Origin of the sequence: Streptomyces sp. NPDC059456, assembly GCF_042750055.1 — a bacterium.
Lineage (GTDB): Bacteria > Actinomycetota > Actinomycetes > Streptomycetales > Streptomycetaceae > Streptomyces.
This window is the reverse complement of the sequence record NZ_JBHYVA010000479.1, coordinates 6,243-6,653: the sequence shown is the minus strand read 5'-3', so window position 1 is coordinate 6,653 and position 411 is coordinate 6,243. Positions and strand designations below refer to the sequence as shown.

Genomic DNA, 411 nt, shown 5'->3' with positions numbered 1-411 from the left:
CCACACCACCGGATCGGCGGCCAGCGCCAGGTGCGCGAAGCGGGACGCGGCGGTCGCGATCTGGCCCTTCAGGTGCGCGAGCGGCGGACCGTCCGCGAGGTTGGCCACGTACCACCCGCCGGGCGCCAGGGCCCGGCGTACGTCGTCCAGGAACTCGGCGCTGGTCAGGTGCGCCGGGGTGCGCGCGCCGCTGAACACGTCGGCGATCACCAGGTCGGCCCAGCCGTCCGGGACCTTGGCCAGGCCGGCCCGCGCGTCCACCGCCCGGACCCGGGGGCCCCCCGGCGGGGGGCGCGGGGCCCCCCCCCACGCGCCCCCCCCCCCCAGACTGGACAACAACAACACCGAAAACACAAAAAACACAAAAAAACACCCAACACAAGTAACCTATCCCACAGAGATATAGCGAGA

Annotated in this window: 1 pseudogene; it reads right to left on the bottom strand. The window is 72.0% G+C overall.

Annotation, left to right across the window (positions count from 1 at the left end):
* Positions 1 to 279, bottom strand: a pseudogene (locus tag ACFXA3_RS30905) (spermidine synthase); the annotation flags it as partial.
* Positions 280 to 411 lie beyond the last annotated feature (132 nt).